18 protein-coding genes and 1 pseudogene are annotated in these 21711 nt (G+C 72.4%); 10 read left to right on the forward strand and 9 right to left on the reverse strand.

Annotated elements, in window-relative coordinates; translation table 11 throughout:
- A pseudogene (locus E1294_RS12545) lies at positions 1-310 on the forward strand (bifunctional 3'-5' exonuclease/DNA polymerase); the annotation flags it as partial.
- A 311-nt stretch (positions 311-621) separates the two neighbouring features.
- Here E1294_RS12545 and E1294_RS12550 read toward each other — a convergent pair.
- The 8 genes from E1294_RS12550 to E1294_RS12585 all read right to left on the reverse strand — a co-directional run bounded on the left by E1294_RS12550 (position 622) and on the right by E1294_RS12585 (position 11243).
- On the reverse strand, positions 622-1911 hold the full coding sequence (locus E1294_RS12550; RefSeq protein ID WP_246082968.1) for an MFS transporter: 1290 nt from the start codon (positions 1909-1911) through the stop codon (positions 622-624).
- A gap of 87 nt (positions 1912-1998) precedes the next feature.
- A complete protein-coding gene (locus E1294_RS12555; RefSeq protein ID WP_132508038.1) occupies positions 1999-2838 on the reverse strand; it encodes an MOSC domain-containing protein in 840 nt (279 codons plus the stop codon).
- Between the two features lie 318 nt (positions 2839-3156).
- Complete coding sequence (locus tag E1294_RS12560) at positions 3157-4353, reverse strand: Cmx/CmrA family chloramphenicol efflux MFS transporter (protein ID WP_132508040.1); 1197 nt, start codon at positions 4351-4353, stop codon at positions 3157-3159.
- 55 nt (positions 4354-4408) lie between these two features.
- On the reverse strand, positions 4409-4981 hold the full coding sequence (locus tag E1294_RS12565) for a TetR/AcrR family transcriptional regulator (protein WP_132508042.1): 573 nt from the start codon (positions 4979-4981) through the stop codon (positions 4409-4411).
- Positions 4982-5061: 80 nt separating this feature from the next.
- Positions 5062-7362 carry a serine/threonine-protein kinase gene (locus E1294_RS54460; protein ID WP_220447696.1) on the reverse strand — a complete coding sequence of 767 codons (2301 nt, stop codon included), beginning with the start codon at positions 7360-7362 and terminating at the stop codon, positions 5062-5064.
- Positions 7363-7585: 223 nt separating this feature from the next.
- On the reverse strand, positions 7586-8974 hold the full coding sequence (locus E1294_RS12575) for a YlbE family protein (protein WP_132508044.1): 1389 nt from the start codon (positions 8972-8974) through the stop codon (positions 7586-7588).
- Complete coding sequence (locus tag E1294_RS12580; protein WP_132508147.1) at positions 8971-10266, reverse strand: AllF/FdrA family protein; 1296 nt, start codon at positions 10264-10266, stop codon at positions 8971-8973. Before E1294_RS12580 ends, E1294_RS12575 begins: the two co-directional genes overlap by 4 nt.
- A gap of 113 nt (positions 10267-10379) precedes the next feature.
- Positions 10380-11243 (reverse strand): oxamate carbamoyltransferase subunit AllH family protein, encoded by an 864-nt coding sequence (locus tag E1294_RS12585; protein WP_246082969.1) that lies wholly within the window; start codon positions 11241-11243, stop codon positions 10380-10382.
- 131 nt (positions 11244-11374) lie between these two features.
- On the opposite strand from E1294_RS12585, the gene E1294_RS12590 reads away from it, so the two are divergent.
- From E1294_RS12590 to E1294_RS12630, 9 genes are all read left to right on the forward strand, one after another.
- On the forward strand, positions 11375-12991 hold the full coding sequence (locus tag E1294_RS12590; protein ID WP_132508048.1) for a PucR family transcriptional regulator: 1617 nt from the start codon (positions 11375-11377) through the stop codon (positions 12989-12991).
- A gap of 31 nt (positions 12992-13022) precedes the next feature.
- Positions 13023-13226: an RNA-binding S4 domain-containing protein gene (locus E1294_RS12595; protein ID WP_220446781.1), complete on the forward strand. Its 204-nt coding sequence runs from the start codon at positions 13023-13025 to the stop codon at positions 13224-13226.
- 188 nt (positions 13227-13414) lie between these two features.
- The gene (locus tag E1294_RS12600; protein WP_132508052.1) at positions 13415-14827 is read left to right on the forward strand and encodes a uracil-xanthine permease family protein; all 1413 of its coding nucleotides are present in this window, start codon (positions 13415-13417) and stop codon (positions 14825-14827) included.
- Complete coding sequence (locus tag E1294_RS12605) at positions 14824-15687, forward strand: FAD binding domain-containing protein (protein ID WP_132508054.1); 864 nt, start codon at positions 14824-14826, stop codon at positions 15685-15687. Before E1294_RS12600 ends, E1294_RS12605 begins: the two co-directional genes overlap by 4 nt.
- Complete coding sequence (locus E1294_RS12610; protein ID WP_132508055.1) at positions 15677-16216, forward strand: (2Fe-2S)-binding protein; 540 nt, start codon at positions 15677-15679, stop codon at positions 16214-16216. The genes E1294_RS12605 and E1294_RS12610 overlap by 11 nt, the downstream gene beginning before the upstream one ends.
- On the forward strand, positions 16213-18570 hold the full coding sequence (gene cutA, locus E1294_RS12615; protein WP_132508057.1) for an aerobic carbon-monoxide dehydrogenase large subunit: 2358 nt from the start codon (positions 16213-16215) through the stop codon (positions 18568-18570). Before E1294_RS12610 ends, cutA begins: the two co-directional genes overlap by 4 nt.
- Before the next feature lie 8 nt (positions 18571-18578).
- On the forward strand, positions 18579-19595 hold the full coding sequence (locus E1294_RS12620) for a leucine-rich repeat domain-containing protein (RefSeq protein ID WP_246082970.1): 1017 nt from the start codon (positions 18579-18581) through the stop codon (positions 19593-19595).
- 50 nt (positions 19596-19645) lie between these two features.
- Positions 19646-20050, forward strand: coding sequence for a hypothetical protein (locus tag E1294_RS12625; RefSeq protein ID WP_246082971.1), 405 nt, complete (start codon positions 19646-19648; stop codon positions 20048-20050).
- A 2-nt stretch (positions 20051-20052) separates the two neighbouring features.
- Positions 20053-20505 carry a hypothetical protein gene (locus tag E1294_RS12630; RefSeq protein ID WP_246082972.1) on the forward strand — a complete coding sequence of 151 codons (453 nt, stop codon included), beginning with the start codon at positions 20053-20055 and terminating at the stop codon, positions 20503-20505.
- Positions 20506-20511: 6 nt separating this feature from the next.
- Here the strand turns inward: E1294_RS12630 and E1294_RS12635 are convergent, their stop codons facing one another.
- Positions 20512-21642, reverse strand: a complete 1131-nt coding sequence (locus E1294_RS12635; RefSeq protein ID WP_132508061.1) for a LacI family DNA-binding transcriptional regulator — start codon at positions 21640-21642, stop codon at positions 20512-20514.
- Positions 21643-21711 lie beyond the last annotated feature (69 nt).

Raw genomic sequence — 21711 nt, forward strand, 5'->3', positions numbered from 1 at the left:
CAGCGCCAGCGCCCACTCGGCGGCCAGGGACCGAGGGCGGTTCACACGCAACTTCGTGGTGCAGGGCACGGCCGCCGAGTGGGCGCTGGCGCTGCTGGCGGTGCTGCGCGGGCTGCTGCCCGAGCCGGCCCGGCTGGTGTTCTTCCAGCACGACGAGGTGATGGTGCACTGCCCGCTGGAGCAGGCCGACGAGGTGATGGCGGCGGTGTCCTCGGCGGCGGCCGAGGCGAGCAGGCTGCTGTTCGGGCAGACGCCGGTGCGCTTCCCGATGGAGGCCGTGGCGGTCACCTCCTACGCCGACGCCAAATAGGCGAGACCGCGCCGCTCGGCACGCCGCCCACCGGCACGGCCCTCCTCTCGCGGCGCGCCGCCTTCCTGATCCGGTTTCTCTTCCCCCATCAGAGCCTCCTGAGGGGACCGCCGCCTTCAGGCGATGGAATCGGGAGCGGGAGGCCGCCAAGGCCCGTGTCTGCAGTGGCAGAACCTCCGACAATGTCGCCACCTCCGGGGAGGATTGAACTTGTGCTTGCGGCACCGGGGTCGGCTTCCTGGGGGACGGAGACGGATCACTCGTGCCGCCGGAGGATGGCCGGTGATCGCGCGATCACCGGCCTCGGCCGGCTATCCGGCAGAGGGGGCGGCGGAGGTGCGGCGCCAGACGGTGACGAGCCAGAAGCCGGCCAGGGCGACCATGACGCCGACGACCAGGCCGAGCATGCCGTAGCCGAGCAGGCCCACGATCGCCCCGGCGATGATCGTGCCCGTGGCGCCGCAGACGTTCATCAGCAGGTCCGACAGGCCCTGCACGGCCGGGCGGCGGGAGATCGGGACTGACTCCGTGACCAGGGCGGAGCCCGACACCAGGCCGCACGACCAGCCCAGCCCGAGCAGCACCAGCGCCGCCGTCACCTGCCACACCCGGTGCCCCGCCGTGCCCGCCAGCGTGGCCGCGCACAGCAGCAGGGCCATGCCGAGCACCAGCACCGGCAGCTTGCCCGCCTTGTCGGACAGCCAGCCGACGACCGGCGACAACACGTACATGCCCGCGATGTGCAGGCTGATCACGACGCCGATGACGTCCAGGTTGGCGCCGTCGTGGTGGAGCTTGACCGGGGTCATCGACATGACCGACACCATCGCGGTGTGGCTGATCGCGATCATGATCAGCGCCGTGCGGGCCATGGGGGTCGTACGCAGCGTCTCCCAGGCCGTCCTGATGGTCCGGTTACGGCCGGGGCCGGGCTTGTCCTGCGTGTCGTCCTGCAGGCCGCGCGCCAGCTTGAGCGGGTCGGGCCGGAGCAGCCCGAGGATGATGACCAGGGCCAGGGCGAACGCCAGCGCGGCGAACGCGAACGGCCCCGCCTTCTCCACCATCCCCAGCCGCATGCCGATCTCGTCGGCGGGCTCGGCCAGGTTCGGACCAGCGACGGAGCCGATGGTGGAGGCCCAGACGACCAGCGACAGGTGCCTGGCGGAGCGGCCCTTCGGCGAGAGGTCGGTGGCGGAGTAGCGCGCCGCCAGGCTGGCCGCGCTGCCGCCGCCCACCAGCACCAGCCCCGCCAGCAGCAGCGGCCACGAGCCCAGGCTGATGGCGGCCACGGAGATCGCGCAACCGGCCAGCGCCGCCAGATAGGCGAGCGACAGGCCGGCCCGCCGCCCACCGCTGCCCGATGCCCTGGCCGTCGGCAGGGCCAGCAGCGCCGCGCCGAGCACGGTGGCCGTGCCGGCGAAGCCGCTGATCACCGTGGATCCCGACAGCTCATCCACGACCACCGAGCTGAGCGCCAGCCCGACCGCCACACCCACGCCGCCCACGATCTGCGCCGCGGAGAGAACCGCCAGGGTACGACGCTGAATGCTCGGGATCCTGTCAGAGGGCAGCGTCGCGGGCTGGATGGGGGCACTGGTCACCAGTGAAGTTTGACATAACCCCCAACACCACCCCAAAGGCGACAGCATCCCTACTCTTCGCGAGGAAAGCTGTCTTCTCGCGATGGTTCAGAGGATCGTGACGGCGTCGCCCACAACGATGCGCCCGGGTCCGTCGGGGATCAGGTTGATCCCGAACCAGACCTTGCCGTCCCACTTGCGATGCCTGGCCAGCGTCCTGAGGGGCTCCTTGCCCTTGGTGTACGTGGCGGTGTCGATCGTGGTCAGCACGCAGCGGTCGCAGCCCTTGGTGACCCGGAAGCCGACGTTCCCGATGCGCAGCCGTTTCCACGCGTCCTCGGCGAAGGGCGTTCCGACCCCGTCGATCACCACGTTCGGCCGGAACCGGTGCATGGGCAGCGGCGCGGGCGGCTCGTCGCCGCGTTCGAGTGCCGTCTCCGCGATCCAGTCGTTGAGCTGTGCGAGCGAGGCGCTGGTGGCGAGCAGCAGGGGATAGCCGTCCGCCAGGCTCACGCGGTCCTCCGGCCGCCCGTACGCCGGATCGACCGGGCGGCGGGTCGGGTCGTCGAGCCACTTGAGCCGGACCGGCTGCCCGGCGAGCTCCGACAACCACCGGGCCGCGTCGTCGCCGCAGTCGGTGAGCTCCACCGGGGCGCCCCACACGTCGACCGTGGACATCGCGGCCGACCTCGGGGTGGACGTCGCGGCGACCGGGGTGACCGGCAGCGGGGCGGCGTGCGGGCCGGTCAACGTGAGAGTATCGCCGTCGAGCTCGGCCACGCAGGCCAGCAGTGCCGGCTCCTCGCGCGCGGTGAGGATGTCACCGTTCTGGTCGGTGATGAGGTAGCGCCGGTCGCCCGCCAGGCCCCACGGCTGCACCTCGGCTTCATCGACGTCATGGCTCGCGGTCGACTTGACGGGATAAAAGCGAATGCTCCCCAGCTTCATCGGAAGCCTCCGAGAACACTCCCACCTCCGGGCGAGGGAGGAAGCGGGTCTCCTGCGGAGCAGGGCAGGGACGGTCCGATCGACGTCGAGGCGATCGGACGCCCGATGTGTGGCGCCTGTGCTGCCCTTACTCTCGTCTTCCACTCGGTTGCCGAGCGTGGAAGGTCTGCCGCCGGGCCGGTGGGATGTGAAGCCTGTGGAGGCCATGTAAGACCGGTCACTGTCGCTCCTTGGAGTGCTGGTGGGGGCGGTCGCCGGTGAAGCAGGAAGGTCCGGCTCCGAGAGCCGGAATTTCCCTCGTTTATGAGGGTGAGGATGTCAAACGGCCGACCGTATCTCACCGATCGGCGTGGCGTGAAGGGATGCGCTCCTGCGGTGCAGGGACGCGGCCAGCGCGACCGCGCCGAGCGCGGCCACTCCGATGGCGGCGCCGATCCAGGCGACGGACGGGTAGCCGGATCCCGCCCCGATGGCCAGCCCGCCCAGCCAGGGACCCACGGTGATGCCGACGTTGAAGGAGGAGACGTTCATCGCGGCGGTCAGCGTGGGGGCGGCCTTGGCGAGGGCGAAGGGGCGGGCGTTCAGCGCCGGGTTGGTTCCGAATCCGAACACGCCGAGCAGGAAGACCAGCACGATGGCGAGGACGGGCACGGCCGCGGACGCGGCCAGCGCGGCGGAGGTCGCGATGAGGCCCGTGACCCCGGTGAACAGGACGAGGAACGGCCGCGCGTCGGCGGTCCTGCCGCCGATCGTGATCCCGATCAGCGCGCCGACCCCGTACAGGGCCAGGACGGCGGGGACCCAGGCAGGCTCCAGGCCCGTGGTGCCCGTCAGCAGGACGCTCAGGTAGCTGAAGGAGGCCAGCAGGGCCGCCGTGGTCAGCGCGATGGTGCCGTAGGCGAGCCAGAGCGGCGGGTTCAGCATGGCGCGCAGCTCGACCGGTACGCGCGGCCGCGCCCCGGCCTCGGGGCGGCCGCCGGGGATGGTGGCGAACACGCCGACCGCGGCGAGCGCCGACAGCCCGGCCACCGCCCAGAACGCGGCCCGCCAGCCGAGGTGCTGGCCGATGACGGTGCCCGAGGACAATCCGATGATGGTGGCGACCGTCAGCCCGCCCGCCAGGATGCTCATCGCCTTGCCGCGGGCGTTCGCGGGCACCAGGCCGATCGCGGTGCTCGCCGCCACGGCCCAGAAACCGGCGTACACGAAGGCGCCGGCCACGCGGGTGGCGAACAGGACGGCGTAGTCGGACGTCAGCGCGCCCGCGACGTGCGTGAGGGCGAAGACCAGCATGAACGTCAGCAGCGCCGTACGGCGTGGCCAGCGCAGCGTGGCGACGGCCAGCACCGGAGCGCCGACCAGCATCCCGATGGCGAACGCCGAGATCAGCAGCCCCGCCTCGGGCACGGACACACGCAGGTCGGTGGCCATCTCCGGAAGCAGCCCGGCCAGCATGAGTTCCGACGTGCCCTGCGCGAATATCGACAGGCCCAGTATGTAGACCGCCAGTGGCATGGCGATTCCTCCGCAATATTAGAATGATCAGTACAAAACTAGAGAACGAAAAAACTCAGAACGCGTCCAGCGCGGTTCGCGCGATGGACGCGAGGGTCTCGCGGCCGGCGCCGCCGCAGGCGGCCACGCGCATGCCGCTGACCGTGGCGACGACGAAGTGCGCCAGGGCGAGCGTGTCCTTGCCCGCGTCGATCTCGCCCCGGGAGACGCCGACCTCGAGCGCCGAGCGGATCATCCGCACCCGCCTGTCGTTGTCGAGCCGCAGCAACTCGGCGACCTCCGGGTCGTGCGGTGCCATCTCGACCTGCGAGTTGACCACCAGGCAACCGGCCGGCTCCTCGGGGTCGGGCTCGACCGCCCACCCCAGCACGGTGCCGACCTTCTCCTTGACGGGCAGGTCGGAGTCCATCAGCTCGGCGAGCCTGGCGTTGCGCCCGTCCATGTAGTGGCGCAGCGCCTTCTGGAACAGATCGTGTTTGCTCGCGAAGGTGTTGTAGATGCTGCTGCGCCCGAGACCGGTGGCCGCGCACAGGGTCTGCGTCGAGGTGTTCTCGTAGCCCGCGCCCCAGAACGCGTGCATGGCGGCCTCGACCGCACGGTCCTCCTCGAACGTCCTGGGTCGCGCCATGCCCGGCACGCTACCAGTTTTGGAACGACCAGTGCAATATCTGGGGGTCCGCCGCGAGGGATCTCACCATCGCGCCGATGTCAGGTGCTTCGCCGGAACGTGTCGAGGAACACCTTGCGCGTGCCGGCCTGGTCGTCCCACTTCAGCTCGGGCAGGTCGAACGTGATCCTGAACCCGGTCTTGTCGTCGATGGTGACGTATCTGGTCAGCGCGTGCATGGGGACGCCGTTGGCGGTGGTGTAGGTGTACTCCCAGTCGGTGGCCTTCCATCCCCGGTAGGACACGTCCCTCAACTGCACCTGGATGTAGCTCTCCCGGCCGCCCTCGGCCTCCTCCCTGCTCAGCTGGGACAGCCCGCCGTCGGCCTGCGGCGTCGCCCGCTCCACCACGATCCGCATGCCGGAGTCCTCCGGCCCGTCGAACGTGGTCGTGCCGTCGGCCTCCGCCGGCTTCCAGCCCTCCGGCACGCCGGCCGCGAACCCGGCGGCGGTGTGCTCCTCGTAGCCCTCCGGCACGGGAGACGGCTCGCCGCCCGCGGTCGCCGGGCTCGTCGTGGTGGTCGCGGGCGCCGTCGCGGCGGTGACCGCGGCCGGCCCCTGTGATGATGCGCCGGACAGGACGATCATGATGGCGCCGGCGACGACGGCCACCGCCACGATCGCGCTGACGAACGTGAGCGGCGTCGGCCGGCCGTCGCGCATCCACGTGCCGCCGCCGTCCTCGCTCCTGCGCCTGCTCGTGCCGGTGCGCGGGGAGGCCTCGGGCAGCGTGGTCAGGCGGCTGCGGCCGATGTCGTGCGACAGGCCGCGTGACTGCTCGTGCAGGTCGGCGGGAGAGGCCAGCGGCCACGGGGTCGCGCCGGACGTACGGCTGTCGGAGGTCAGCGGCAGGATCGGCCGGGGCCGTGGTCCTGAGGGCGCGTCCAGGCCGTCGGCGGAGTCGTCCACGGACCGGTACGGCCCGAACGGGGCCGGTCCGCCTGCCGAGGGCGCGCCGCCGGGCGAGGTCGGGTCGCCAGGTGAAGGCGGGCCACCGAATGAGGTCGGGCCGCCGGGCGGAGGCGAGCCGTCGAAGGAGGGCGGGCCGCCGGGCGGAGGGAAGCCGTCGAGCGAGGGCGGGCCGCCTATCACGGGGAAGCCACCCGAGGACGAGGGGCCGCCGAGCGACGAGGGGCCGCCCAGCGAAGGGGCGCCGTCACGTGAAGGCGGGCCGCTGTCCGGCCGCTGCGGCCCCGATGGGCTGCCGAACGCCTCGAACCCCGGCGCCGGCGGTAACTGGTCGGTGTTGTGGCTGCCCGACGGGCTCGTCATCCCGTCATAGGGCATCGAGTAGCCGCCCGACGGGCTGGTCATCGGGTCGTACGGCACGCGCACCGGCCCCGAGGGCGTCTCCACGATCCGCGACGGCATCGGCCCTGAGGGGTGCTCCAGCGGCGGCAGCAGCCCGGCGGGCGTCGGGTCGGCCTGGCTGGGCAACGTCTCCGGCGGGCGCGGCCTGGCGGAGCCGTGCGCGCGCAACACGTTCTCCAGCATCTCGATGACCTGGCCCGAGGTCAGCCGCTCCGCCGGATCCTTGCGCAGCAGGCCCTCGATCACCGGCATCAGCGCCCCGGCCCGCTGCGGCCTGATCGGGGCCTGCGTGAGGACCGCGCCGAGCACCGCGATCGGGTCGGGCCCTTCGTACGGCGGCCGTCCCTCGACGGCGGCGTACAGCGTGGCCCCGAACGACCACAGGTCGGCCGCCTGCGTGATCGCCCGGCCGGACAGGCGCTCCGGCGGGATGTACGCGGGCGACCCCATGAGCAGCCCGGTCTGCGTGATCGTCACGTCGCCCTCGATGGCCGCGATGCCGAAGTCGGTCAGCACCACCCGGTCAGAGGTCAGCAGCACGTTGCCGGGCTTGATGTCGCGGTGCATGATGCCGGCGGCGTGGGCGTGCCGGACCGCGTCGAGCACCCTGATGCCGATCTCGGCCGCCTGGATCACCGGCAGCGGCCCGCTCTGGCGTACGGCCTGCTCGAGAGACCACGCGCGGACCAGCTCCATCACGATCCAGGGGCGGCCGTCCTCCTCGACGACGTCGTGCACGGTCACGATGCCGGGATGCGTCAGCCGCGCGGCCGACCTGGCCTCGCGCAACATGCGCCGGTGCGCCACCTGTTTGCCGGCGTGGTCGAGGCCGTACGGCAGGATCAGCTCCTTGACCGCGACGTCCCGGTCGAGCAGGACGTCGTGGGCCTGCCACACCATCCCCATGCCGCCCCTGCCGACCGGCGACATCAACCGGTAGCGCCGGCCGATCAGGCGGCCCTGGCTCTGCGGGGTGCCGCTCGGGGGGCCTCCCTCCGCGCCGGGGCCGCTGAGCAAGCGGTCGGCTGCCATGTTTTCGCCCCCATCTCGCCTCATCCGTCACGTGCGTTCTCACGCTACTTGCAGATTGCCACTGAGAAATCCGCCGGACGACTGCCGCTATGGGCTTTGACCAGGCGCGGCACCAGGGCCGCAGCGGCTTTCTTGCTGGCCTGAGGTTCGTTACGATATCGGCGCTATTACCGCAAGGGAAGGCGACATTGCTTGACAATAGTGCTGACGTGCGGCTATTTCACTATTCAATTGGGTCGTTCACCGAGCGTGCCAACGCCAGCAACGCGCTGGTGAACGCCTCGGCGGGCGGCTTGACCAGGCCCGCGCCGACCTGTCCCGTGCCGGCCACACGTCCCGCGATGCCGGTGTTGACGACGGGCAGCAGGCCCGTCCTGGCCACCAGAGCGACGTCGATGCCGGCGGGAGTGCCGCGGAAACCGAGGCCCGGGATCTGGTATGCGGGATGCTCGGCCAGCGTGATCTCGTACATCGAACGGGTGGCCCTGACGGCGTCGGAGACCTCGCCGCCGACGAAGCGCACGATCGCAGGGGAGGCCGCCATCGCGAAGCCGCCCAGGCCGGAGGTCTCGGTGATGGTGGAGTCGCCGATGTCCGGGTTGGCGTCGCCGGGGCCGTACGCGCCGAGATAGAGCCCGTCGGGCACGCCGGCCGGGCCGGTGAACCAGCGTCCGCCCAGCCCCGAGACCTGCACGCCGAAGTCTGTGCCGTTGCGTGCCATCGCGACCACCAGCGAGGAACCGGGCACGTCGCGGGCGGCGTCGGTGCCGACCTTGGCCGCGGCCATGCCGGCGTTGAGGAAGAAGTGATCGTTGCCGTTGATGAAGCGCAGCACCTGCGCGGCGGCGCCGGGGGCGGCCTCGACCACGGCGGGTGCCAGCTCGCGCAGCAGCAGCGAGGTGGCGGCGCGGTTGCGGTTGTGCAGCTCGTCGCCCATCTGCAGCGCCTGAGCGATCAGCGCACGCAGGTCGATCGGCCCGATGCGCTCCAGCGCCGCGGCCAGGGCAGGGCCGAGCACCTGGTCCATCCAGCGCAGCCGCTCCAGCACCTCCGGCCCGTACGCGCCGTAGCGGAGCACCTTGCCCAGGCCCTCGTTGAGTGAGCAGTAGGCGGTGCCGCCGCGCTCCATGTCGCGCACTTCGAACACCCACATGGACGGGCTCACCACGCCCGCCATCGGCCCCACGGTGGCGTGCTCGTGACACGGGCGCAGCGTGACGCCGCCCGCGGCGAGCGTGCGCCGGGCCTCGTGCTCGTCGCCCGCCAGGCCCTCCAGCAACATCGCGCCGACGAGGGCGCCGCGCATCGGGCCGGACGCGCGCTCCCACGTGATCGGCGGGCCCGCGTGCAGGAACGTCCCCTCCGCCAGCACCTCTGAGGCGCGCCGCACGCCCACCAGGTGCGGGCGGGCGGAGGTCAGCCGGCTGACGGCCAGCTCGTTGGCGGCCTGCCTGCGCGGGTCGGCGAGGACCCTGGCCAGCGCCTCGGCCGTGCCGGGCAGCGGTGGCCGCCACGCCACGGGGACCGTCGGCACGGCCTGGGCCCTGAGCGCGTCGTCGAGCAGGCCGGCGCCGACGGTGATGACGCGGGGCGGTGCGGAGAGCAGGGTCACAGCAGGCTCCTGGCGTGCCGGGCGGCCTGGGCGTTGGAGGTGAACACGGCCGCGCCCGCTTCGCGGAAGGCGGCGGCCTGACGGTGCAGGTCCTGGGGGTCGCCCTCCGTGCCGATGAGGGCGATGACGACGGTGGCGGGGGCGCGGGCGACGGCGTGCGCGAGCGAGGCGGCGGGGTCGGGGTCGGCGCCGTGGCCGAGCACGACGTCCATGAGCACCACGTCGGTGTCCTGGGTGTGGGCGAGCGCCTCGACGCGGAGCACCGGGTCGATCATGGGGTGGGCGCGTCCCCTGGTGTAGGCGTCGTCGCCGTAGTCGACGATGTCGCCGGAACCGGCGACCATCGCGGCCTCCGCGCTGAGCGTGCCGCCGGCGTAGACGCCCTTGATCGCCTTGGCGGGCGGGCGTCCGCCCGGCCACGACGGCCAGGACGGCCACTCGGGGACGGGCCTGCCGAGCGCGCGCAGCACCTGCTCCGTCGCCTCCGTGAGGTCGGGCGCGCCCTCCTGGAGCATCGCGCGTACGACCGGCGTGCGCATCCGGCCCACCGACTCCTCCACGGCCCGCGCCACCTCCGGGGACGGCGGCTTGGAGATGAGCACGATCAGCTCGGTGGCCGGGTCGTCGTCCAGCATGCGCAGGGCCCGCAGTGCCGACAGGCCGCCCACCTCGGCCGACAGGTCCCTGCCGCCCACGCCGAGCACGTGGCTGACGCCCGTGCCCGCCCAGTCGAGCAGGGACGTCACCTGCTGCGCGCCGGTGCCCGAGGCCGCCACCACGCCCACGGGGCCGGGGCGGAGGACGTTCGCGAAGCCCAGGCCGACGCCGCCGATCACCGCCGTGCCGCAGTCGGGGCCCATCACGAGGACGTCCCCAGCCTGCTGAAGCGCCCGCTCCTTCAGCAGGCGTTCCTGCCACACGGGCACACCGTCGCTGAAGATCATGACGGGCAGGCCCGCCTCGACGGCGTCCAGCGCCTCGGCGAAGGCGTGCTCTCCGGGCGTGGAGACGAGAACCAGGTCAGCCGGGGTCCTCGCGGCCGAGCGGGTGGTGAGCGGCGGCTGGTGCTCCGGGGCCGGATCCGCCCGCTGGAAGGTGGTCAGCTGCCGGTCGGCCTCCTCGACGGCGGCCTCGGTGTCGCTCGCGCGTACGGCGATCAGCAAATCGCCCGGGTCGGTCTCCGGGATCGTGAACCCCAGCTCGCGCAGGATGGAGACGTTGAGATCGGTGGCCATGGCGACCATGGCCACCGTCACGCCCGGCATGTCGGACAGTGACCGGCTGACCCGCATGAGGGTCACCGAGTCGTGATAGGTCCCCCGCCGTACCAGTACCACCTCACACGAAGCGGCGCCGTGCGCAGCATCATTCACGGCGTCGTTCACGGCGTCGTTCGCAGCCTGGTTCACTGGCCCGACTCCTGGTCGCCCAGGGAGAGGACCGCGTTCACCCCGATGGCGATGCCCTGTGCCAGATCGGCCCCCGAGGTGTGGCCGAGCCGGTGCAGCCGGCGCAGCGCAGGTTCGAGCGCCTGCGTGCCGGCGATGCCGCGCAGCGCCCCGATCACCTCGGGGCTGGCCGCACCTCTGGCCGCGCAGTGCAGCAGCGTGGCCGAGATGGGCGTCGTCCGCGTGCGGGCGTCGAAGGTGACCGTCGCGCCCAGCCAGCCCGCCAGCCAGACCGCGCGCTCCACGCCGGCCGCCGCGCCCACATGCCGCAGCGTCAGCAGCAGCCCGGCCAGAACGTCGTCGCCGCTCGGCGTGAGCCCCGGCCCCAGGCCCACCAACTGTTCGGCCGCCGTCACCGCCCCCAGCAGCCAGCCCTTGGCGCACCCGCCCGCCAGCATGTCGACCGCGGCGTTGCCGGCCAGGCCGGGCTCGGGCGGGTCGGTCAGGCGGGCGGCGGCGCGTACGAGGCTCGCCCGGTCGACCGTGCCCAGCGGCGGCGCGGGATCCCACCAGCGCCGGACGGTCAGGTTCAGCGGGCCCAGCTCGATCGAACGGTCGCCCACCGAAGCGTCGTCACCCACCGTGACCCTCGGGAGCGGGCCGGACAGCAGCACGGAGTTGGGCAGCCGGATCGCCTCGCCGGTGATGACCGCGATCACCGAAGGCTCAAGATCGGTCCTGACCTCCAGGTAGATCCCGCCGGGAAACGCGGCGAGCACGCGCGCCGGGCGGCGGGACGACTCCAGGACGGGACGTACCGCCGTGCTGGCCGCTCCCGTGACGTGGATGCGGGTACGTCTCGCGTGAGTACTGACCGTCACCAGACCTCCCAACCGACCCTGGTCCTGACCGTAGAACGGGCCGGGAACCCTCCGTACGGGTAAATTTGCCAACAGTGAGCGGGAAGGTTGGCTCTTCCTGACAGACGGTCTCCGGGGTCACAATCACATCCATGGAGCCCCCCGTCCGTCTGGCGAGCACCGGAACGATCACCCATGGCGTGTCCGTCGGCGAGGTGCTCGGCGTGTCCACCCTCGCCGGGGCCAGGCTGATCGCGGGAGAGAGCGGGCTGGGCCGCATCGTGCAGCGGCTCAACGTCATGGAGGTGCCCGACATCCTGGCCTGGGTCAAGCCGCACGAGCTGCTGCTCACCACCGGCTACCCGCTGCGCAACACGCCGCAGTCGCTCGGCAGGCTGGTGGCCGACCTGGACGAGCGCGGACTGTCCGCCCTGGCGATCAAGCTGGGCCGCTACGTCGACGAGCTGCCCGCCGAGATGGCCGAGCAGGCCGACCGGCTCGGCTTCCCGCTCATCCTGCTCCCGAACGACGTCGGCTTCGACGACATCCTCAACCAGGTGCTCACCGACATCCTCAACCGCCAGGCCGCCGTGCTCGCCCGCGCCGAGGAGGCGCACCGGGCGCTGGTGCAGGTGGTGCTGGCAGGAGGCGGGCTCAACGAGGTCACCGCCGAGGTGGCGCACCTGCTCGACGTGTCGGTGGCCGCGGTCGACGGTTCGGGCCGCGTGCTGGCCGCCGCCGGACCCGCCGGACACGTGACCGTCCTGTGCGAGTCGATCACCCACGAGGGCCCCCCGGTGGCCGGGGCCGCCGGGGGACCGGACGCGGGGCGGACGCGGTCGTTCGCCTCGGTGCCGGTGCTGGCAGGAGGGCACCACCACGGCAGGATCGTCGCCTACAGCCCGTCCGCGGCCATGAGGGACAGTGACATCGGCATCCTCGAACGCGCCGCCACCGTCGCCGCGCTCGTCGTCACCCGCCAGGAGGCGGTCAACGCCGTCGAGAGCAAATACCGGGCCGACTTCCTGCGCGACGTGCTCACCGGACGGGCCGGCACGGTCGAGCGGGTCACGGCCAGGGCCGGGGCGTTCGGGTGGGACCTGTCGCGGCCCGTGACCGTCCTGGTGGCCGAGCTCGACCCCGACGGCGACGAGCGCAGCGCCCAGGACCGGCTGGTGGCCTGCTGGACGGCCGCCATCAGGCGGCACGACCCGCACGGCGCGGTGGCGGGTTTCTCGCACGAGGTGGTGGCCGTGGTCGACGCCTCCGCCGACGTCGCCAGGATGGCCAAGGACGCCGCCTGCGCCTTCGCCGACCCGCCGCCCGCGACGTTCTCGACCGGCACGTCCCGGCCCAGCCCGGGGGCGGAGACGCTGCCCGAGGCCTATGCGCAGGCGCTGAAGGCCGCCAGGGTCGGGCGGCAGCTGCACGGGCCCGGCGCGGTGGCCCACTTCGACCAGCTCGGCGTCTACCGGCTGCTGTCGCTGGTGAACGACACCGACGAGCTGCACGCGTTCGTCCGCGAGACGCTCGGGCCGCTGGCCACCGACGACGACGCCGAGAACGCCGACCTGCGGCGAACCCTCCAGGCCCTTCTGGAGACCAACCTGAACGTGGCGGAGACGGCCAGGCGGCTGCACTTCCACTACAACACGCTGCGCTACCGGATCGGGAAGCTGGAGCGGCTGCTCGGCGGCTTCACCGATGACCCTCACCTGCGGCTCAACCTCACCCTGGCCCTGCACGTGCTGCGCATGCGGGGAATCTAGGCGGCGGGTGGTGCGTCTAGGCTTGGGGCCCGTGGACTTCGAACTGCGCTCCGACTTCATCCCGCTGTGCGACCTGCTGAAATACTGCGGCATCACGGAGACGGGCGGCATGGCCAAGCAGCTCGTTGCCGAGGGCATGGTGCTCGTGGACGGCGAGGTGGAGCTGCGGAAGCGGGCCAAGATCCGGTCAGGCCAGGTGGTCAGCGGCGAGGGGTTCTCGATCCGGGTCGAATAGTGCGGGCGGCGCCGGCACCTGACAGCCGCCCAGGGCGCCGAAGGCCCGTGCGCGAGAGCTTTTCTCTGGTTCCCGGCGTAGATTTGGCAGATCATGCCCGTGTAGGAGTGATCCGGCGGGCCTAATGTGCCCGCAACGGAAAGCGTGTCGCCGGCCCAGCGCAACGCCCGGTAGCAAGAGGGGCTCTCATGGTTTTGGGATGGACCAAGCACGGTGACGGCAAGCATCTGGCCCCGGGAGAGGTGGTCAGGCCCGACGAGCGGCTGAGCTGGCCCCGGATGGTGGGGTTCGGGGCGCAGCACGTGATCGCGATGTTCGGCGCGACGTTCGTCTTCCCCCTGGTGATGGGGCTCGATCCGAACATCGCCGTGATGATGTCCGGCGTCTCGACGATCCTGTTCCTGCTGATCGTGAAGGGCAAGGTGCCGAGCTACCTCGGCACCAGCGCGTCCTTCGTCGGCGGGGTGTTCGCCATCAGGGCGGCGGCGGGAGGCGACACCGGGGGAGCGGACGCGATCGTGACCGGCGCCATCCTGGTCGCCGGGCTCGTGCTGGCGCTGGCCGGGCTGGCCATCCACTTCCTCGGCGTGCAGATCATCCACCGGGTCTTCCCGCCCGTGGTCACGGGCGCGGTGGTGATGCTGATCGGGTTCGGGCTGGCGTTCGTGGTGGCGGACACCTACTGGCCGCAGGACCACTGGGTCGCCCTCGTCACGATGCTGATCACGTTCGTGGTGATCGTGTTGTTCAAGGGGTTCATCGGGCGGATCGGCGTGCTGGTCGGGCTCGTCGCGGGGTTCGTGTTGTCCTGGGTGCTGGACAGGGTGGCCGGGCCGCTCACGTCGGTGCTGCCCGGCGCGAACCTGCGGGACGCCTCCGGGGCCGCCTGCCCGGCCGAGGGCCCCTACTGCGTGGCGACGGCGTTCCCGCACGACCGGGTGAACTTCGAGCCGGTGGCGCAGGCGGAATGGGTCGGGCTGCCGGAGTTCCACGGGCCCGACTTCAAGACCTCCGCCGTGCTGCTCGTGCTGCCCGCCGTCATCGCGCTCATAGCCGAGAACATCGGCCACGTCAAAGCGGTCGGCGAGATGACGGGCACCGACGTCGACCCGTACGTGGGCCGCGCCGTGGCGGCCGACGGCGTCACCACCGCGCTCGCCAGCTCGGTCGGTGGCTCGCCCACCACGACGTACGCCGAGAACATCGGCGTCATGGCGGCCACCAAGGTCTACTCCACGGCCGCCTACTACATCGCGGGGGTCATCGCGATCCTGTTCGGCCTGTGCCCCAAGTTCGGCGCGCTGGTCGCGGCCACCCCCGGAGGCGTGCTCGGCGGCGTCACCGTGATCCTCTACGGCATGATCGGGCTGCTCGGCGCGAAGATCTGGATCGAGAACCGGGTGGATTTCGCCGACCCCGTGAACATGGTTCCGACCGGGGCGGGCATCATCCTGGCCATCGGACCTGTGCAGCACTTCATCGGGGGCGACTTCACCTTGGAGGGCATCGCGCTCGGCACCATCGTGGTGCTGGGCGGCTACCACCTGCTCAGGGCCATCGCCGGGCGCGCCCCCGAGCCGGCCGGGAGCGAGCCCGCGTGAAGCCGCCGCCGTTCGCGTACCACGCGCCCCGTGACGTCGGCGCGGCGCTGCGCACGCTCGCGCAGGTGCGCGGCAAGGTGCTGGCCGGCGGGCAGAGCCTGATCCCGCTGATGAACATGCGGCTGGCCGCGCCCGGGCATCTCGTCGACATCAACCGGATCGGCTCGCTGTCCGCGCTCGACGCGACCCCGGCGGGTGTCAGGGTGGGCGCGCTGGTCAGGCACTCCGATGCCGAGCACGCGGGCGCGCACCCGCTGCTCACGCGGGCGCTGAAGCTGGTCGCCCATCCAGCGATCCGCAACCGGGGCACGGTGGTGGGCAGCCTCGTGCACGCCGACCCGGCCGCCGAGTTGCCGGCCGTGCTGGCGGTGCTGGACGGCACGGTCCGGCTGGCCCACTGGGACGGCCGGGCGGCCGTGGAGCGGGAGGTGCCGGCGCGGGAGTTCTTCGTCGGGCCTCTGGAGTCGGCGGTCCAGCCGGGCGAACTGGCCGTGTCGGCGTTCTTCCCCGCGCTGGGCCCGCGCACCGGCACCGCCTTCGAGGAGGTGGCCCGCCGACATGGCGACTACGCGCTGGCCGGGGTCTGCGCCGTGGTCACGGTGGACGGCGACGCGCGCGTCACCGCCGCCAGGGTCGCCTGCGTCGGCGTCGGACCCGTGCCCGTCGTCGTGGACGTGACCGGGTCGTGCGGGGGAGCGGCCGGCGGCTGGGCGGAGGCGGTGCGGGCCGTACAGGAGGAGACCGAGCCCGAGAGCGACGTGCACGCCTCGGCCGCCTACCGGCGGCACCTGGTGGGCGTGCTCGCCGAGCGGGCGCTGCGGAACGCGGCCAGGGAAGGGGCGGCAGCCCGTGGAGCTTGAGATCACACTCGTCGTGAACGGCGCGACCAGGCGGGTGAAGGTGCCCGCCCGCCGGCTGTTGTCCGACTGCCTGCGCCACGACCTCGGCCTGACCGGCACCCACGTGGGCTGCGAGCACGGCGTCTGCGGCTGCTGCACGGTACTGCTCGACGGCCGGCCGGTGCGGTCGTGCCTGACGTTCGCGGTCACCGTGGACGGGCAGGAGATCACCACCGTCGAGGGCCTCGCGCGCGAGGGAACGACGAGGGAAGGCGGCGGCTTTGAGCGGCCGGGCCGCCTCCCCGGAGCGGAGGCCAACACAGCGCTGTCGCCGGTGCAGCGGGCGTTCGCCGAGTGCCACGGGTTGCAGTGCGGGTTCTGCACGCCGGGGTTCCTGTGCACGGTCACCGCGTTTCTCAGGGACAATCCGGAGCCGTCGGACGACGAGATCGTCGAGGGCATCTCGGGCAACCTGTGCCGGTGCACCGGCTACCAGAACATCGTCAAGGCCGTCCACCGGGCCGCCGAGCTGCTGGCGGAGGAGACATGACGACGAGGCTGTTCGGGGAGCCCGTGCAGCGGCGCGAGGACCCCAGGCTGCTCACCGGGCAGGGGCGCTACCTCGACGACCTCGGCCGCGACGCGCTCGCCGCCGCCTTCGTGCGCTCGCCGCACGCCCACGCCCGCATCCGCGACATCGACGTGACGCCCGCACTCGACGTGCCGGGGCTCATCGCGATCCACACCTGGGAGGACCTGCCCGAGCGGGTGGGCAGGGCACTCCCGCTGCTGATCCCGCACCCGGCCCTCACCCACGGCCGCACCGCCTACCCGCTGGCCCGCGACGTGGTCAGGCACGTCGGCGAGCCGGTCGTGATGGTCGTGGCGAGCGACAGATACGCCGCCGAGGACGCCTGCGCGCTCATCGAGGTCGGCTACGAGCCGCTCAAGCCGGTCGTCGGGCTGGAGGAGGCCGTGCAGGGGGCCGCGCTGGTGCACGAGGACGTGCCCGGCAACGTCGGCGCCCACCTCGTGCAGGAGGTCGCGGCGGCGGACGGTCGCGGCGCCGGCGAGACGATCGAGGCCGCGCCGCACACGCTCTCCTTCCGGCTCGACATCGAGCGCAGCGCCAGCATGCCCCTGGAAGGACGCGGGGTCTACGCCCGCTGGGACGGCAGGGACCTGCGCGTCTACTCCAGCACCCAGACCTCCACCAGCGTCCGCATGGCCGTCGCCGCCACGCTCGGCCTGCCGCTGCCGCACGTCGAGGTGATCGCGCCCGACGTGGGCGGCGGCTTCGGCGTGAAGATCGTGCACCCGTGGCCCGAGGAGATCCTCGTGCCGTGGGCCGCCATGACGCTCGGGCGCGAGGTCAAGTGGGCGGAGGATCGCAGGGAGCACTTCATCTCCTCCGCCCACGAGCGCGCGCAGATCCAGCACGTGCGGGTCGGCTTCGACGACGACGGCCGCGTCCTGGGGCTGGACGTGACGATCCGGCACGACCACGGCGCCTACACGCCCTACGGGATCATCGTGCCGATCGTGACGTCCACCCAGCTGCTGGGGCCGTACAAGATCGGCGCCTATCGCGTCGAGTTCACCTCCGTCTACACCAACACCGTGCAGGTCACCCCCTACCGGGGGGCGGGCAGGCCGCAGGCCGTGTTCTGCATGGAGCGGACCATGGACAAGATCGCGCGCCATCTGGGCAAGGACCGCACGGAGGTGCGGGAGGTCAACTTCATCAGGCCGGAGGAGTTCCCGTACGACCAGCGCATGACCTTCCAGGACGGGCGCCCGCTGATCTACGACAGCGGGAACTACCCGGAGATGCTCCGCATGATCAAGGAGTTGATCGGCTGGGACGGGCACGAGAGGCGTCCGGGGCGCGGCATCGGCATCGGCTGCTACGTCGAGGGCACCGGCGTCGGCCCCTACGAGGGCGGGCACGTGCAGGTCACCTCCGACGGCCGGGTGCACGTCTCCACCGGGCTCACCTCGCAGGGGCAGGGGCACGAGACGGTGTTCGCCCAGATCGCCGCCACCGAGCTGGGCGTGCCGATCGAGCGGGTCAGCGTGGTCACCGGCGACACCCGCAGGTTCGGCTACGCGGTGGGCACGTTCGCCTCGCGCGCGGCCGTCATGAGCGGCAACGCCATCGCGCTGGCCTGCAGGAAAGTACGCGAGAAGGCACTGCGCATCGCCGCCGACGCGCTGGAGGCGGACCCGGCGGACCTGGCGATCGACGATGGGATGGTGCACGTGGCGGGGGCGCCGTCGGCGTCGATCCCGCTGTCCACGGTGGCCGTGCTGGCCAACCCGCTGAGGTACGCCTTCGACGACGAGGCGGCCAAGGCGACCCAGTTCTCCGCCGCGGCCTCCCCCGACCGGCCGCCGGTCGCCGAGGGGGAGGAGCCGGGCCTGGAGGGGCGCGACTACTACTCGCCGATCAGATCCACGTTCGCGTCGGGCATGCACGCCGCCGTCGTCGAGACCGACCCCGACACCGCCGAGATCAAGGTGGTGCGCTACGCCGTCGTGCACGACTGCGGGCGGCTGATCAACCCCATGATCGTCGAAGGGCAGATCCACGGCGGAGTGGCGCAGGGCATCGGCGGGGCGCTCTACGAGCGCATGGTGTACGACGCGCACGGCCAGCTGGTGAACGCCTCCTTCATGGACTTCCTCATGCCGTACGCCACCGAGATCCCGCACGTCGAGACCGCCCACCTGGAGACGCCCTCGCCGCTGAACCCCCTCGGCATCAAGGGCGCGGGCGAGGCCGGCGTGATCCCCGTCTCCGCGGTCATCGCCTCGGCCGTCGAGGACGCCGAGGGCATCGACGTCGACCGCATGCCCATCTCCCCGTCCGAGCTCTTCGAGCTCCGCTCCGCTGTGGAATGATCCGGTTCGTGCCGGATCTGCGTGCCCCCGGAGCGGGCCTGACCTCCTTCCCCGGCGTTCCCGACGGCGTCCGCCTGATCGACCTGGCCTGGAACGCGATCACCGAGGTGCCCGGATGGGTGGCCGGGCTCGGCTCGCTGGAGGAGCTCAGGCTCGACGGCAACCGCCTGCGCGCTCTGCCCGACCTGTCGGGGCTGGCCGCGCTGCGCGCGCTGCACCTGGACGGCAACGCGCTGACGGCCGTCCCGGCCTGCCCGCCACGCCTGGAGTCGCTCTCCCTGTACGGCAACCGCGTCCGCGCGCTGCCCGAGCGGCTCGGCGGGCGGCTGCGGCACCTGGCGGCGGGCCGGAACGCGCTGATCGAGGTGCCCGGCTCGTTGTGGAAGCTGACCCGGCTGGAGTCGCTCAACCTGGCCGAGAACGCGCTGACCGAGGTGCCCGCGGCCGTCGGCGGGCTGGCCCGGCTGCGCATGCTCGACCTCGGGCACAACCGGCTCACCTCCATCCCGCCCGAGTTCGGCGACCTGGCGCTCACCGACTACCTCTACCTGAGCGACAACCTGTTCACCGAGGTGCCCGTGGCGATCGGGCGGCTCGACCGCCTCGCCTACCTCAACCTGACCGCCAACCGGCTCACCCGCCTGCCGGAGGCGCTGGGACGGATGGCCGCGCTGGTGGAGCTGCGGCTCTACGACAACCGCCTGGAGTCGCTGCCCGAGACGATCGGCGGGCTGACCCGGCTGCGCGAGCTGCACCTCCAGGGCAACCGGCTGACCCGGTTGCCCGCGGCCATCGCCGAGCTGGAGGGGCTGCGGGTGCTCGACCTGCGCGACAACCTGCTCGGCGGATTGCCCGACGCCTTGCCGCCTGGGCTCAGGCATCTCGACCTGCGCAACAACCGGCTGCGCGAGCTGCCGGACCGGCTGCCCCCGCTGGGCAAGCTCGACCTGCGATGGAACAAGCTCGACGGCGAGCCGGAGGTGCTGAGCTGGCTCGCCGCGCGTGGGTGCGTGATCCTGCGCTGAACCTGGATGCCGGGTCCTGCGTACCTCCGCACATGACGACTTTTCCACGCTTGGCCGCTTTCGCGCTGCTGGCCGGGCTGGTCGCCGGATGCTCCTCAGGGGGCTGGAGCGACTACGTCGCAGCAGGCGAGAGCCAGAGGCCCGCGGCCCCGCTGACCGTCGAGCAGCTCTCCGCGAAGGTCGGCTGCAAGCCCAAGATGCAGGTCGAGGCCGACGACCTGCGCACCGGGTTCTGCAAGACCACGGATGGCAGGTTCTTCGTCAACACGTTCAAGACCGAGGCGCTCAAGGACGAATGGATGGACCGGGCACCCGAGTACAACCCCCACCTCGTCGGCCCGCGCTGGACCGTCCTGGGCCCGCTCGACGTGCTGGAGGCGATCCAGGAGCGGCTCGACGGCGACCTGCACCTGACCGACCATCGGGTCTCGCAGACGCCCACGCCGGCCTCCTGACCATGCTGACCCCCGGGGGACGCGTACCTCCGCACATCACGGCACCTCGACGCCTCGCCGCGCTCGCGCTGCTGGCCGGGCTGGCCGCCGCCTGCTCCGCCGGCGACGGGAGCGGCGGCTACCTCGCGGCGGGAGGGCCGGCCGGCGCCGCTGCCCTGACCGTCGAGCAGCTGTCCGCCAGGGTCGGGTGCGACCCCCGCCTGCAGGCCGACGGCGCCGGCGTCCGCTCAGGACACTGCACGACCCCTGACGGCGACTTCGTCGTGACGACGTTCGCCACGCGGGCGGGCAAGGACGCCTGGATGGGCGCCGCCCCCGCCGGCATCCCGCACCTCGCGGGCGACCTGTGGACCGTCCTGTCCAGCCGTAAGGTGCTCGACCTGCTCAGCGAGCGGCTCGGCGGGGAGCTGCACATGACGGACCCGGGGAGCGGCGAGATGCGGGTCGTGGGCTAGCTCCGCTCACGTGTGCGGCGGGGCCGTGGAGGCCCTCACCACCAGCTCATGCGTGGTGCGGCGGCGGCGCGGCCGGCTCGCCGGCGGCCTGAGGACGAGGTCGAGCGCCTGTTTGCCCATGTCGGCCATGGGCAGCCTGATCGTGGTGAGCGCCGGATAGACGTCGCGCGCCACCGGCGCGTCGTCGAACCCGGCCACCGAGATCTCCCCGGGCACCCGCCGCCCGCTGTTGAGCAACCAGGACAGCGCGCCCACCGCCATCGGGTCGTTGAGCGCGACCACCGCCGTCAGGTCAGGGTGCGCGCGCATCAGCCGGGCGGTCGCCGCCGCGCCTCCCTCCCGGGTGAAGTCGCCGTGCACGACGGGGACCGAGCGCCAGTCGAGCCCGGCCGCGCCGAACGCCGTGCGCAGGCCGTCCAGGCGGTCCTCGACCGTGGTGAGGTTCGGCGGCCCGCCCAGCACGCCCAGGCGGCGGTGGCCCAGGCCGAGCAGGTGCCGCATGAGCGTGGCGCCGCCGGCGGCGTTGTCGGGCAGCACCGCGTCCACGGGCAGGTGGTGGCGGCCGATCACGGCGAGGCGGCCGCCCGCGGCGGTGAACGAGCGCACCTCCGCGGCCATGTCGGCGCCGGCGTCAGTGTCCGCCCCCGTGCCCGTCCCTGTGCCCGTCCCCGCGCCCGCCGTGATGCCCGCGCCTGCGCCCACCTCTGTGCCTGCTTCTCTGCCCGCCCGGACGTAACCGGAGCCGGCCATCACGAGCATGGTCACCCGGTGCGCCCGCAGCGCGCGGATCCTGGCCAGCTCCGCCCGCGGGTCGCGCTGGGTCTGGCTGATCAGCGCCAGGTAGCCGCGGCTCTCCGTCTCGTGCAGCACGCCCCTGGCGATCTCCCCGAAATAGGGATCGCCGACGTCGTGCACGATCAGCCCCACCATGGACACCTGCCCGCCAGCCAGCGCCCGCGCGTGGCTGTTGGGCACGTAGCCGATGCGCGACGCCACCGCCTGGACGTGGGCCGCGACCTCGGCGCTCACCCCCGAGCTGCCCGTCATGGCGCGGGAGGCCGTCGCCAGCGACACCCCCGCGGCCCTGGCCACGTCGACGAGGCGGGGCGGGGACGGCACGGAAGGTCGCTCTGCCATGCGGACGATCCCCCTTGTCCCGGGGCTGGATCCCGTGCAATCGTAACCGAAAGCGCTTACGAAAGCGCT

Origin of the sequence: Nonomuraea diastatica, from assembly GCF_004349015.1 — a bacterium.
Classification (GTDB): Bacteria; Actinomycetota; Actinomycetes; order Streptosporangiales; family Streptosporangiaceae; genus Nonomuraea; species Nonomuraea diastatica.